The organism is Streptomyces sp. NPDC005303 (genome assembly GCF_040607335.1).
In the GTDB taxonomy this organism is placed as follows: Bacteria; Actinomycetota; Actinomycetes; order Streptomycetales; family Streptomycetaceae; genus Streptomyces.
The window spans coordinates 258915-271381 of sequence record NZ_JBEXGM010000009.1 but is presented as its reverse complement, the minus strand read 5'-3'; the positions used below and the strand labels follow the sequence as shown (position 1 = coordinate 271381).

The window sequence follows — 12467 nt, the reverse complement described above, 5'->3', positions numbered from 1 at the left end:
TCGGGGGCGTTCACCTTGACCACGATCTGCGAGTCGAAGCCGAGACCGGTGTCCAGGTCGAGATAGCTGTGGGTCTTGCGGGCGAAGCAGTACACACAGGTACTGCTTCTCCCTCGGTATCTTCTCGTGTCCGAGGCGGGAGGCGGGAGGCGGGAGGCGTGAGGCAGCGTCGTTTCAAAGTCCTGTCTGCGGGTGATCATGCAGGTCAGGCGATGCCGAGTAGGTCGAGCGGCCTGTAGAAGGGGTCGTGGCCGCCGCGGTCCGGGCTCTTGGCCTGAGCTGGGGGTGCTTCAGTCGAGCTGCGGCTGACGGCGAGCGGTCCCCGCGTGATCGAGGTCAACGGTCGGTCGACGGGTCGCCCGAGACGCTCGCTGACGGCTGGCGAGGGGGAACAGCCAGCCGGGATGTTCGGACTGACTGCTCTCAGCTCGGGAGTTGCCCGCTCGGTTCGGTCATGCTTCATCTGTCCTGCACGATGAAGCAGGCCCGTTCGTAGAGCTCGTCGAACGTGATGACTTCGACGTCCTGGATGGATCGCCTGTACTGCTCGAAGGAAGTCATCTTCTCGAGGTTCGCCGCGCCACCGTCGGTGAACTCGTTGAGGCTTCCGATTACGCGCACCTGTCGCGGGCGGACGGTGGAGACCTCGATGCCGGTCGGGGCACCGTCGTCCCGGAACTGCCTGTGCAGTTGACCGCTGACCGGTTGTTGGGCCTTGTAGGCGCTCTTCTGTACCTGCGCCACGGCGCCGACGACTTCCTTGGAGACCCGATAGACGTACGGCGCCCGGTACGGTGCGCTGGCCAGCAGGGATGTCAGGTGGGTCTTGATCTCGCAGAACAGCAGGCTGCTGATGAAGCCCCTGGAACGCATAACGGCGTCACTGCGCTTTCCCGCCCCCGCGAAGATGTTCGCGCCAGTCGTGATGCGCTCCAGCTTGCCGTCGTCGTAGGGACCACAGGCAACGAAGGTGAGACCGTATCCGAAGATCCAGGAATTCTTTTCGAAGAAGCCCTGCCAGACCGCTTCCGGGCCGGCCACCTGAGCGCGCTCCTGCCGGAAGAACTCCGGATCGTTCAACAACCGGTCGAACCTTTGGAGTTGGGCTTTGCGGTTGCTGATCAGTCGGGTGTCCTCTTCCGTGAGGGCGCTGGCTCACAAGCGCGGCATCCAGACCATGAAGATCCCCGGTGGCAGGGCACTGCTCGCCTTTGACTTCTCAGCGGCAAGGAAACGATGGGGCGAGGAAGAGGCGGGCCGGCGTTTCGAAGCCGCGTACTCGTCGCTGCTGCGGCGCTTCCGCCTAACGACGGGGACCCGCATCTGTTTACCAGTGGCGACAGTGTGGCTCGCGGACGGCTCCCCCCGCCCTGGGGGATCTATCCCCTCCACCCCCCACAGTGCGCCGCCCTCATCGCCGACTTCCTGGTCTTCACCGTGACCTTGTGCTCCGACTCCCTTGTAGGAGAATTCGGCAAGTGCGGCATGGACGCGCGGTCGGTGACAGCCCGGAGTTGGGGCACCACGTTGCACCGCTGACCTCGCCGCACCAATTCCGAAAGCGTCTCGTCCATGGAATCACCGTGATGCGCTGGGGCCTGTGTCGCCGAGATAACTCAATAGGAGCAGTGGGCCTACACGCGTGGCCCGGCTATGTCCCAAACAGGCAATCCGTCGTGTCTCTCACGGGAAAGACCTGGACGCGGCTCTGGGGTTCACTGTCGGCCACCTCGACGAAAGGGAGCCGCAACATGCCCGAGGAAGCCAGGTCGGAATTCTGGAAGGGTCTCAAGCCGATCGCCGACTCGATGAAGCCCGACGCGCAGCCGGAGGTCTACCTGTCCCAGGTGGCCACTGACGACGACCGGTACTACGCACCGCTCAGCGACTCCGTGGGATCGCGCCCGCTGTGGGTCAACGTCAAGGACAACTCCTGGGCCGACATCCTCTGCGCCAAGCAGGCCGGACTCGTCAACCGGCACTACCACCCGCACGAGGTGTTCGCGTACACGATCTCCGGCAAGTGGGGGTACCTGGAGCACTCCTGGACGGCGCGGGCCGGTGACTTCGTCTATGAGGCCCCAGGCGAGGGACACACGCTGGTCGCCTATGAGAGCGACGAGCCGATGAAGGCGTTCTTCATCGTCAAGGGTCCGTTGATCTGGCTGGACGAGGACGGCGACACCACCGGCCTACTCATCCCGCGCCAACCGCTCTTACCTGCGGAAACGCAACATCAAGGCAGTCATCCCGGAGAAGAAGGACCAGGCCGCCAACCGGAAGAAGAAAGGCAGCCGGGCTGGCCGACCCACACGCCATGACGCTGATCTCTACAAGGAACGGAACACCGTCGAGCGCCTGATCAACAAGCTGAAGGCCTGGCGGGGCATCGCGACTCGATACGACAAGACGCCCGAGAGCTACCTCGCCGGCCTCCACCTCCGCGCCTCGATGATCTGGATCAACGACCTCCTGAAGCCAACCGATTGATCACAACATCACACAGGCCCTAGCGCTGCAGTGTCAGCACGCCCGGCCGGTACGGCAGGAGGCCGTAGTCCCCGCCGTCGGTGCTGGGGTCGCGCCCCTGGTAGAGGAACTGCAGATTGCAAGGGTCGATGGTCTTGGTCTGGTCGGGGTTGGTGCGAACCAGATCGCCGTGGCTGATGTCCCTGGTCCAGGCCGTCGCGCCGCTGTTGGCACTGCCGGCGAAGGGGTTGGTCACGGTGTCGGCCCCGGCCTGCGGTGTCCAGGTGCCGTCGAGGCTGGTGGCCGTGAACGCGCGGAAGTAGCGACCGTACCCTGTGTAATTCTGGGCCTCGACGATCATGAGGTACTGGTTCTGGCCCTGGACCTTGTAGACCTCCGGCGCCTCGAACAGGTTGAGCGGCGTGTCGCTCATGATCTTCGTGAACGAACCGAAGGTGCCTGGGAAGTTGCCGATGGGCATGCTGGCGCGGTAGATGCCGCCCTCATCGTCGGCGAAGAACATGTACATGTTCGCGTCGTCGCCGATGAGGGTCACGTCGAGGGGGGCGCCCTTCGGGAGGGTGCCCGTGAACAGCTCCTGCTGCGCGGACCAGCCGTTGGGGTTGGTGGGGTCGCTCGATGTGCGGTAGCCGAAGCTGTATGGCCAAGCCCCGTTGTAGGCGAGCACCCAGAGGTTCTTCGGGGCGAAGTAGAACAGCGTCGGCGCGATGCCGTCGAAGGGGATCGTGTTCTGGGTGGCGGTGGCCATGTCGGACCAGTTCGTGAAGGGGCTGAAGGTCGTCAGTCCCCAGCGCCCGTCGTCACCGGCGAGGGTGTTGTGCGTCGTGGCATAGACGATGTGCTTGCCGTTGGAGACGACGCTGGTGAAGTCCTTGAGCGAGGCCCAGCCCGCCTTCGGCTCCGCCAGCGGGCCGGTCGATGTCCAGCGGTACGTCGAGGGAAGAGCACACACGTTGTTCGCTCCTGACAGGCCGGTCCACTTCTGGTTGGTGCCGCCGTGGCACGACCAGAGCCGCACCTCCGTGCCGTTGGCCTTGCCCCAGCCCGAGACTTCCAGGCACAGCCCGGACCGCACACCGACGATCGTGCCGTCGGGGTTCACCCGCCACTGCTGGTTGTCGCTGCCGTTGCACGTCCAGATCTGCACCGGGGTCCCGGCCGTGGTGGCGCCGTCCCGGGCATCCAGGCACTTGTTGCCGTACACGGTCAGCTGGCTGCTGTCCGTCAACGTCCACTGCTGGTTGATTCCACCGTGACAGTCCCAGATCTGCACGTTCGCGCCGTCGGTCTGGCTGACGCCCGCCACATCGAGACACCGGCCGGAATCCACACCGCGCACCTCACTGGTGGTGGCCGCCTGGGCCGGGCCGGCGACGAGCAGCGCCGCCAACGCAGCCAGGGCCGCGACCGCGGCGACGAGCACCGCCGACGGGCGTCTGAGGCTGAAACTACGTCTACGCATAAAGCCCTCGTCATCCTTGAGCAAGCGACTGCGGTTCGGCCCGTCAGGGGCTGTCCGGAGGCGGTGTGGTGCGGCCCTGAAGTGTTCGACATAGCGAACATGGGTCGAAGTGTCGAGCAACTAGATAGTAAAGTTCCGGTGATCAGCGTCAACACCTCTCGCAAAATTCACAAGCCGGAACATTCACAGACTGAAACCAGGGGCCTCAAGTCCCGTGCTTGTAGGGGTCTTTGGCTGAGGGTCAGGTAGCGGTCCGGGCGCGGGCTTGGACAGGCACCGTTGCTGTGCTGGTTGCCGCCGCTCCCGAAAAGGTTGCCGCCCGGTCCAAGTTGAGGGTGTGAGGGGCAGCGGGTGCAGGCGGGTGCGTTCGACCGTCTGGCGCGGAGGCCGGTGTCCTGCCTGTCTCGCGGTGGACGCGGGTGTTGACCTGCCGCCAGAAGATCGCGCAGGCCCCGCGGAGTTCGGCGAAGCTACCGTGCTTCTCCCGCGGGTTCGCGGAGGTCGGGAGCAGGTTCGTCTTCGCGATACGGACGGTGGCCTCCCTGCCCCCATTTGGACTCGGGGTCGAACGGGACGCAGGTGTGTACTTGCAGGCCGTAGTGGCGTCCTGCGGCCACGACTTGAGGAGACGGACCGCGATCCCGGTGACCCGGTCGATGGTCATCGTCTTCTCGTTGTCGGTGAGTGGACAGGTCGGTGCCCCGCCGATCGCGCTGGCCGTCAGCCGGTCCAGGCGCCCTGCCGGGCGGCGGCCCGCGCGTAGTCGGCGAAGTCCCGGGGAGCCCGGCCCGGCGAGCGCCGCACGCCGTCACCGAGGGAGGCGAGACCGCCGGAGCGGACATGCTCGTACAGGCCGACCGACAACCGCACCCACTCCTCGGGCATGCCCTGGGCGCGCTGCTCGTCGGCGTACGCCTCCGGGGTCAGCGGCACGTAGCGGATGTCGCGGCCGGCGGCCCGGGCGATCTCCAACACCGCGTCGCCGAAGGTCATCAGCCTGGGGCCGCTGAGTTCGTAGCACCGTCCGGCGTGGCCGTCCTCCGCGAGGGCGGCCACGCCGGTTCCGCGATGTCCTCGGCGTCGATGAGCGCCTCTTGCACGCACCCCTTCAACTCCCGCCTTGAAACTGGGGCTTGAAGAACGCGCCGGACCGTTTTGTCAGGCTGCCGTGAGAGCCGGCCGGTGGGCGGCTCCGGATTCGCGCAGGTAAAGCGCGCGTGACGAAAGCGTTGACGGAGCCATGGCCCCCGCTTATCTTCTGACCGAATTCACGAACCACGTTCGAAATTACGGACAGGGACGGTCCCGCATGCCACAGATGTCAGAGCAGCCCCCCACCAGACGCCACAGATCCCTGATCCTGTGCGTGCTCGCCGTACTGATCGCCATGGTGTCGGCGACGACCCCGGCCACCGCCGCCGAGGGCCGCCCGTACACCAACCCGATCAAGTCGCAGAAGGGCGCCGACCCCTGGCTCGAGTACTACAACGGCAACTACTACCTGGTCACCACGTCCTTCACCGGGGTGCTGACCATGCGGAAGTCGCCGACCCTGGCCGGACTCTCCACCGCCGCCAGCGTCCAGATCTGGAGCGACACCACCCCCACCCGCAACACCAACATCTGGGCACCCGAGATCCACTTCTTCGACGGCCACTGGTACCTGTACTACTCCGCGGCGCAGAGCGGTGTGGCCTGCTGCGACTCCCAGCGCACCCACGTCCTGGAGAGCGCGGGCACCGACCCCATGGGCCCGTACACCTACAAGAACCAGCTCAGCGGCTCCAACCTCAGCTCCGGCGGCTGGCTCATCGACGCCACCGTCCTGCAGAACAACAACAAGCTGTACCTGATCGGCAGCGGCTACATCAACGGCAGTCCGCAGAGCCTGGTCATCGCGCCGATGAGCAACCCGTACACGCTGGCCAGCAGCACCTTCACCGTCATCTCCAGCCCCACCGCGAGCTGGGAGACCTCGGGGGCCGCGGTCAACGAGGGACCCGAGCCGCTCTACCACAACGGCCGCACCTTCCTCACCTTCTCCGCCAGCTACTGCAATACCCCGGACTACAAGCTGGGCCAGCTGGAACTGACTGGTACCGACCCGCTGAACCCCGCTTCCTGGACGAAGAAGTCCACGCCGGTCTTCCAGCGCAACGACGCGGCGAGTGTCTACGGCCCCGGCCACAACGGCTTCTTCTCCTCGCCGGACGGCACCGAGAACTGGATCGTCTACCACGCCAACAACTCCGCGAGCAGCGGCTGCGGCAATGAACGTACGACGCGGGCGCAGAAGTTCACCTGGAACGCGGACGGCACGCCGAACTTCGGCACCCCGGTCGCGCTCGGCACCACGCTGCCCGGCCCGTCGGGCGAGACGGCGACGACCCCGACCGCGTACACCCTGGTGAACCGCAACAGCGGCAAGTGCCTGGACGTCGAGGGCGGCAGCACCTTGGACGGCGCCAACATCTTCCAGTGGAGCTGCCACGGCGGTGCCAACCAGAAGTGGCGCGTCGAGGACCTCGGCGACGACACCAGCCGGCTGGTCAACGTCGCGACCGGCAAGGTCGCGGACACCGCGAACTGCACCACGACCGACGGCACGGATATCGCGCAGTGGTCCTGGCTGAACAACAACTGCCAGAAGTGGCGTCTGGTCTACACGGATACCGGCGACTACGTGCGGATCGTGAACGAGAACAGCGGCAAGGTCGCCGACGTGGCCAACTGCGGCACCGCCGACGGGACCGACGTACGGCTGTGGACCTGGCTGAACAACGACTGCCAGCAGTGGCGCCTCGTCCCCACGACCTGACCTCCCTGCGCACCCCGTGATCTTTGCGGACCGCTTCATCCGTTCTACAAGCGGGGGGTCTGTCCGACTCGGCCGGCGTCTCCTACGAGTCGTACGGCTCCTCCCGGCCGCTACGTCCGCCATGTCAACTACGTCCTGTACGTGCAGACGCCGAGCACGGCCACCGACAAGGCGGACGCCACGTTCTACGCCCAGTAGCCAGGTCGGGCGGCTCTCGCCGGGGCCGCGGACCGGTGTCGAAGGCGTCCTCTATGGGGCGCTCGTCGGCCAGGACGCGGCCCGGGGGAGGGCCGTTCAGTACCGCGCCTACGGCGGTCAGGACGTCCGGGGCCACATGGTCCGCCCGTGCCGTCTCCTCCGGCCGGGTCCGGTCGGAGGGGACGAGGGTGCCGAGGCCGCCCGCCCTGCGGGCGGCCTCGACGTGCGCTCCGAGGTCACTGACGACGACGCAGTCCGACGGGGCCGTGCACACCCGTCCCACCGTCCACAGGATCAGTCCCGCACTCCGCGTGCCACACCGGGCTGTTCGGTGACGAACCCGGTGCTGACGCCGTGCAGCCGAAGCAGACCGACCGCCTCCCGGGCCCCGGCGACGGGCCGGACAGCCCGGTGCGGTGGTGCGCACCCACCTGGTGCGCACCGACTTCATCCCTGCGCACCACGATGCGCACCACGGCATCGGGTGCGCGGCATCGGGTCCACTCAGTGGCCGGCCTCCCGGCCGCGGTGCGGTCCGGGCTCCTGCGGGGGGTGCGCCCGCTGGTCCTCCTCGCGCACCGGATGCGCGTCGTCGGCATCGTCGCGGTGCGCGTAGCGGTCCATCGTGGCGCGGGCCCGGTCGGCCGCCGCAGTGAAGGCGTCCCCGAGGTGGCGCAGCCGCTCGGCGGTGAGATCGAGGGCTTCCACGTCGGTGCGGGACTGGGCCCGCCGGATGAACTCGTCGTGAGTCGCGAGGGAGGCCCGCGACACCGCCGCGTGAGTCGCCAGCATGTCGAACCCGTCTGGCCGCCCTGTCGCCAGGCCGGCGCATAACGGGGCCTGTTGCCGAGCTGTGAGGCGGGTGCTGGAGCCGGGCTTGGTCGCCCAGCTCACCGGGAGATGGAAGACCGGCAGAGCCCCGAACGGCAAGACCATTTGGTGCGACCATGCCCTTGGCGAACGGCCGCGATCAGAGTGTTGCCGCCCCACACACACAGAGCTGTGGGCACCCAGCGGTCCGGGTGGCCACAGCTTGTGTAGAGGCGGTCAGGCGAGGGTGACCTCGACCGGCAGTTTCTTGATGCCGTTGACGAAGTTGGAGCGGACCCGGGGGACGTCGCCGGCGAGGCGGATGCCGGCGAGGCGCGGGATCAGTTCCTCGAACATGATGCGGATCTCGGTGCGGGCGAGCAGGTTGCCCAGGCACAGGTGGGGGCCGCCCTTGCCGAAGGTGAGGTGGTCGTTGTCCTGGCGGGTGACGTCGAAGTCGTACGGGTTGCCGAAGACCTCTTCGTCGCGGTTGCCGGAGGCGTACCACATGACGACCTTGTCACCCTCCTTCACCCGCTTGCCGCCGAGTTCGACGTCTCGTGTCGCGGTACGGCGGAAGTGGTAGACGGGCGTGGCCCAGCGCAGGAACTCCTCGACGGCGACCGGGATGAGAGAGGGGTCTTCCTGGAGCCTGGCCAGCTGTTCGGGGTGCTGGATGAGGGCCAGCATGGAGTGCGAGATGGTGTGCCGGGTGGTCTCGTTGCCGGCCACGACCAGCAGCAGGAAGTAGTTGTCGAAGTCCTGCGCGGAGAGCGGGACGCCGTCGCGCGGGGTCTCGTTGACGAGTCTGGAGATCAGGTCGGTGCCGGTGCCGCCCCGCCGCTGCCGGGCCAGCTCCCGTCCGTACTCGAAGACCTCCAGCGAGGCCGGGCTGCGGAAGGGCAGATCCTTGTACTGCTCGCTCTCCTCGCTGTGGAGGAGGACATCGGCGTAGTCGGGGTCCGTGTTGCCCATAATCCGGTTGCCCCAGTCGATGAGCTGCTGGTTGTCCTCCGGGGGGACGTCGAGGAGCCGGGCGAGGACGTTGATGGGGAAGTCGGCGGCGACGTCGGCGACGAAGTCGAACGTGCCCTTGGCGAGGGCCGTGTCCAGCGTCCTGGCGGTCAGGCCGCGCAGGAAGTCGGCGTACTCGTTGATGACGCCCTGGCCGAACTGACGCTGCAGCAGGCTGCGCATCGCGCGGTGGCGTACGCCGTCCAGTTCCAGGATGGAGGCGCGCTTCTTGATCTGGTCGTCGTCGAGTTCTTCGAGGTTGGCGAACTTGGTGGAGGTGAAGGTCTGCGGGTCGCGTCCCACGCGGGCGATGTCCTCGTGCCGGGTGACGGCCCAGAAGCCGTGGTTGGGCTCGGGCTCCGGTTGCCAGTGGACCGGGTCCTGGTGGCGCAGGGTGTGGAACATGCGCCAGGGGGTGACGCCGTCGAGGAACTTGTCGTTGTCGGCGAGGTCGACCTCGTCCAGCGGCATCGGGTCGTCGGGGGCGTGGTGGGTGTCGGTGGTGTTCAGGGTGCTCGTCATGGTGTGCTCCTGCGGGGTGCTCAGAGGTGGTAGGAGTACTCGGCGAACTCCCAGTCGGTGACGTGTCGTTGGAAGCGTTCGGCCTCGTCGCGCTTGTAGGCGAGGAAGGACGCGGTGAAGTCCTTGCCCAGCAGTTCGATGAGCGCTTCGTCGGCTTCCAGGGCGTCGAGCGCGGCGGTCAGGTTCATCGGCAGGACCTGGGACTTCTCCAGGTCGTAGCCGTAGCCCTCCAGCGGCGCGGGCGGCTCCTTGCCCTCCTGGACGCCGAGCAGGGCGGCGGCGGTGAGCGCGGCGATCGCGAGATACGGGTTGGCGCCGGCGTCTGCGAGCCGTAGCTCCAGGCGGGCGCCGGAGCCGCGCTCGGGCGGGATGCGGACCATGGCGCTTCGGTTGTCCAGGCCCCAGTTGATCAGCCAGGGCGCGAGGGTGCCGGGCCCGAAGCGCTTGTACGAGTTGACGGTCGGGTTGAGCAGCGCGGCGAGCGCTGGGGCGTGCGCGAGGATGCCGGCCATGGCGTGCCGGGCGTTGTCGGCGAGCCCGAAGGCGCCGGCCGGGTCGTCGAAGACGTTGCGGCCGTCGGCGTCGACGCAGGAGAAGTGCAGGTGGAAGCCGGAGCCGCCCGAATCGTTGGAGGGCTTGGCCATGAAGGTGGCCAACTTGCCTTCCTTGCGAGCCAGTTCCTTGACAGCGGCCTTGAAGCGGAACGCCCGGTCGGCGGCGTCCAGGGCGTCGGAGTGGGTCAGGTTGATCTCGTACTGGCCGCCGTCGAACTCGTGGTTGCCGGTGATGACGCCGATGCCGAGGTCGCGCAGCTGCCGCAGGGTACGCAGCAGGTGGTTGTCGGGGTCGGCGCGCAGGCCGGCGGTGTAGACGGACCCGGTGACGGTGGGGCTGCGCCGCCAGCCGTTCGGCGCGGTGGCGTCCTCTTCGAGGAGGAAGTACTCCAGCTCCGGGCCGACGACCGGGCTCAGACCCGCGTCCGTACATCGGGCCAGCACCGAGCGCAGCAGATCGCGCGGCGACTCCGCGGCCGGGCCGCCGGTCGCCGGGTCGGTCGTGTCACCGAGACACCACGCAACGCCGGGCTCCCAGGGCACGCGTGCGAGGGTGCTCAGGTCCGGTCGCACGGAGATGTCGGGCAGGCCGGCATCGATGCCGCCCTCGATCGCGACGACGTCGCCGCGCGGGGTGGTGTGGTAAACGGCGCGGCAGAAGGCCAGGCCGTGCTCGCAGGCCGACGGCAGGTGGTCGAGCAGCACGTCGCGGGCGCGGTCGGTGCCGAGGAGGTCGGGGTAGGTCACCCGGACCACGTCGATGCCCTCGGCGGCGAGCCGGTCCTGGTGCCGGCGGACGGATGGGGTGTCGTGAGCGCTCACCGATGTCTCCTCGGCGGATTCGGGGCACCTCTCGGGCGTCGGGCCCGGGGGGAGGGTGGCGGAGCGAAGACAGGTTGGGGCGCCGGGCGATGCCGCGGTCGTGAAGCCCCGGTCAGTCATTTGAAGCCAAACGGTATGGAGGTGGCCACCTTCCCGCAAGGGGGTGTGCCAAAGAATTTATCCATCCGGATAGGTATTGACCAGAGCGTGGCGGCTTCCTATGTTGTTTGAAGCCAAACGAGTCAGGGGTTCGGGTTCACGCACCCCTGTGGCTGGGGGCCCGGCCCACAGGCCGGGCCCTTCCATCCCGCCCCTGCCCCTCGCTCCCGCCCGCTCCGGCGCACCCACCTTCCAGGAGGACCGGCCATGAAGGTCGTCGTCGACATGAACAAGTGCAAGGACCACGGACAGTGCGTCTTCGCGGCCCCCGACGTTTTCCAGCTGGACGACGACGGACGGCTGGCCTACGTCAGCGACCCGGACGACACCCTGCGCGACGAGGTCGAGGAGGCCGCGGACGTCTGTCCGCTGCAGGCCATCCGGATCGAGGACTGAGCGGCATGACGACGCAGCGCATCATCGTCGCCGGGGCCTCCATGGGCGGCCTGCGCGCGGCCGAACAACTCCGCGGCGCCGGGTGGACCGGCGCGATCACCGTGATCGGGGACGAGCCCCACATGCCGTACAACCGGCCGCCTCTCTCCAAGGAAGCGCTGGCCGGAAAGGCGTCGTTCGAGTCCCTGGCCTTCACTCCCAAGGCGAGCGCGGCCGACGTGGAGTGGCGGCTCGGTACGAGCGTCACGAGCGCCCGACTCGCCGAGCGGGTCGTCGTGCTCGACAGCGGCGAGGAGCTGCCCTTCGACGGACTGGTCGTCGCCACGGGTATGCGTCCCCGGCGCCTGCGCTGCGAGGGCCCCGCGGTCGGCCGTCACACCGTACGGACTTTCCGTGACGCCCAGGCCCTGCGGGCGGAGCTGGTCCGGCCGGGCGCCCGGGTCGTCGTCATCGGTGCCGGGTTCATCGGCTGCGAGGTGGCCGCCACCGCGGTCGGTCTCGGCGTCACGGACGTCACCGTGGTCGACCCACTGCCGCTGCCCATGGTCGGACCGCTCGGCGAGCTGCCGGCCGGCGCGCTGCTGGGGCGGCACGAGGAACGCGGTGTGCGCTTCGCTCTCGGTGCGGGTGTCTCGGGGTTCGAGGGCGAGGAGCACGTCACCGGGGTCGTACTGAGTGACGGGACGGTGCTCCCGGCCGATGTGGTCGTGGAGTCGGTCGGCTCCGTCGCCAACACCGAGTGGCTCGATGGCAACGGTCTCGACCTGACCGACGGCGTGCTCACCGACGGGCAGCTGCGGGTCGGCGGACTGCCGTACGTCGTCGCGGTCGGCGACGTCGCCCGCTTCCCCAATGCCCGCTATGACGGCGTACCGCGCCGGGTCGAGCACTGGTCGATCCCCGGCGACACCGCGAAGCACGCGGCCAAGGCACTGATGGCTCATCTCACGGGTGCGGAAGCCGGCTTGCCGCCGTTCGCGCCGCTGCCCACCTTCTGGAGCGACCAGCACGACTTCCGGCTGCAGTCCTTCGGTTCCCCCGTACTCGGCCTCGCCGACATCCGCGTCCTGGCCGGCGATCCGGGCGGCGACATGATCGTCGGCTACCACACCGACGGCGGGCAGCTCGTCGGCGTCGTCGCCCTCGGCGGCTCTGCCGCCGCCACCGGCGCCGCCCGCTACCGCGCCCAGCTGCTCAAGCAGCCCGCCCTCACCGCGTAAGG

The 12467-nt window shown here is 68.1% G+C and carries 9 protein-coding genes and 5 pseudogenes; 6 read left to right on the top strand and 8 right to left on the bottom strand.

Annotated elements, in window-relative coordinates:
• Positions 1-167 (bottom strand): annotated as a pseudogene (locus tag ABZT93_RS16795) (radical SAM protein); the annotation flags it as partial.
• 292 nt (positions 168-459) lie between these two features.
• Positions 460-1080, bottom strand: coding sequence for a Shedu immune nuclease family protein (locus tag ABZT93_RS16790; protein WP_356104808.1), 621 nt, complete (start codon positions 1078-1080; stop codon positions 460-462).
• A 506-nt stretch (positions 1081-1586) separates the two neighbouring features.
• On the opposite strand from ABZT93_RS16790, the pseudogene ABZT93_RS16785 reads away from it, so the two are divergent.
• A pseudogene (locus ABZT93_RS16785) lies at positions 1587-2132 on the top strand (2,4'-dihydroxyacetophenone dioxygenase family protein); the annotation flags it as partial.
• Between the two features lie 58 nt (positions 2133-2190).
• Positions 2191-2490, top strand: a pseudogene (locus ABZT93_RS16780) (transposase); the annotation flags it as partial.
• A 19-nt stretch (positions 2491-2509) separates the two neighbouring features.
• Here ABZT93_RS16780 and ABZT93_RS16775 read toward each other — a convergent pair.
• Positions 2510-3952, bottom strand: a complete 1443-nt coding sequence (locus ABZT93_RS16775; protein WP_356104806.1) for a non-reducing end alpha-L-arabinofuranosidase family hydrolase — start codon at positions 3950-3952, stop codon at positions 2510-2512.
• Positions 3953-4672: 720 nt separating this feature from the next.
• Positions 4673-5008, bottom strand: a complete 336-nt coding sequence (locus ABZT93_RS16770; RefSeq protein WP_356104804.1) for a hypothetical protein — start codon at positions 5006-5008, stop codon at positions 4673-4675.
• A 253-nt stretch (positions 5009-5261) separates the two neighbouring features.
• Here ABZT93_RS16770 and ABZT93_RS16765 point away from each other — a divergent pair, with 253 nt between their 5' ends.
• Together ABZT93_RS16765 and ABZT93_RS16760 are read left to right on the top strand one after the other, a co-directional pair.
• Positions 5262-6770, top strand: a complete 1509-nt coding sequence (locus tag ABZT93_RS16765) for a family 43 glycosylhydrolase (protein ID WP_356104802.1) — start codon at positions 5262-5264, stop codon at positions 6768-6770.
• A gap of 56 nt (positions 6771-6826) precedes the next feature.
• Positions 6827-6968, top strand: a pseudogene (locus ABZT93_RS16760) (AbfB domain-containing protein); the annotation flags it as partial.
• A gap of 175 nt (positions 6969-7143) precedes the next feature.
• Here ABZT93_RS16760 and ABZT93_RS16755 read toward each other — a convergent pair.
• The 4 genes and pseudogenes from ABZT93_RS16755 to ABZT93_RS16740 form a co-directional block, all read right to left on the bottom strand.
• Positions 7144-7419 (bottom strand): annotated as a pseudogene (locus tag ABZT93_RS16755) (hypothetical protein); the annotation flags it as partial.
• A 53-nt stretch (positions 7420-7472) separates the two neighbouring features.
• On the bottom strand, positions 7473-7760 hold the full coding sequence (locus ABZT93_RS16750) for a hypothetical protein (RefSeq protein ID WP_356104800.1): 288 nt from the start codon (positions 7758-7760) through the stop codon (positions 7473-7475).
• 255 nt (positions 7761-8015) lie between these two features.
• Positions 8016-9314 carry a cytochrome P450 gene (locus ABZT93_RS16745; RefSeq protein ID WP_356104798.1) on the bottom strand — a complete coding sequence of 433 codons (1299 nt, stop codon included), beginning with the start codon at positions 9312-9314 and terminating at the stop codon, positions 8016-8018.
• A gap of 20 nt (positions 9315-9334) precedes the next feature.
• The gene (locus tag ABZT93_RS16740; RefSeq protein ID WP_356104796.1) at positions 9335-10690 is read right to left on the bottom strand and encodes a glutamine synthetase family protein; all 1356 of its coding nucleotides are present in this window, start codon (positions 10688-10690) and stop codon (positions 9335-9337) included.
• Positions 10691-11056: 366 nt separating this feature from the next.
• Here ABZT93_RS16740 and ABZT93_RS16735 point away from each other — a divergent pair, with 366 nt between their 5' ends.
• Together ABZT93_RS16735 and ABZT93_RS16730 are read left to right on the top strand one after the other, a co-directional pair.
• On the top strand, positions 11057-11245 hold the full coding sequence (locus ABZT93_RS16735) for a ferredoxin (protein WP_356104794.1): 189 nt from the start codon (positions 11057-11059) through the stop codon (positions 11243-11245).
• A 5-nt stretch (positions 11246-11250) separates the two neighbouring features.
• Positions 11251-12465 carry an FAD-dependent oxidoreductase gene (locus ABZT93_RS16730; RefSeq protein ID WP_356104792.1) on the top strand — a complete coding sequence of 405 codons (1215 nt, stop codon included), beginning with the start codon at positions 11251-11253 and terminating at the stop codon, positions 12463-12465.
• Positions 12466-12467 lie beyond the last annotated feature (2 nt).

Coding starts and splice junctions, on each gene's coding strand:
- ABZT93_RS16775 (WP_356104806.1), bottom strand. CDS start 3,952: ATGCGTAGACGTAGTTTCAGCCTCAGACGCCCGTCGGCGGTGCTCGTC.
- ABZT93_RS16765 (WP_356104802.1), top strand. CDS start 5,262: ATGCCACAGATGTCAGAGCAGCCCCCCACCAGACGCCACAGATCCCTG.
- ABZT93_RS16750 (WP_356104800.1), bottom strand. CDS start 7,760: ATGCTGGCGACTCACGCGGCGGTGTCGCGGGCCTCCCTCGCGACTCAC.
- ABZT93_RS16745 (WP_356104798.1), bottom strand. CDS start 9,314: ATGACGAGCACCCTGAACACCACCGACACCCACCACGCCCCCGACGAC.
- ABZT93_RS16735 (WP_356104794.1), top strand. CDS start 11,057: ATGAAGGTCGTCGTCGACATGAACAAGTGCAAGGACCACGGACAGTGC.
- ABZT93_RS16730 (WP_356104792.1), top strand. CDS start 11,251: ATGACGACGCAGCGCATCATCGTCGCCGGGGCCTCCATGGGCGGCCTG.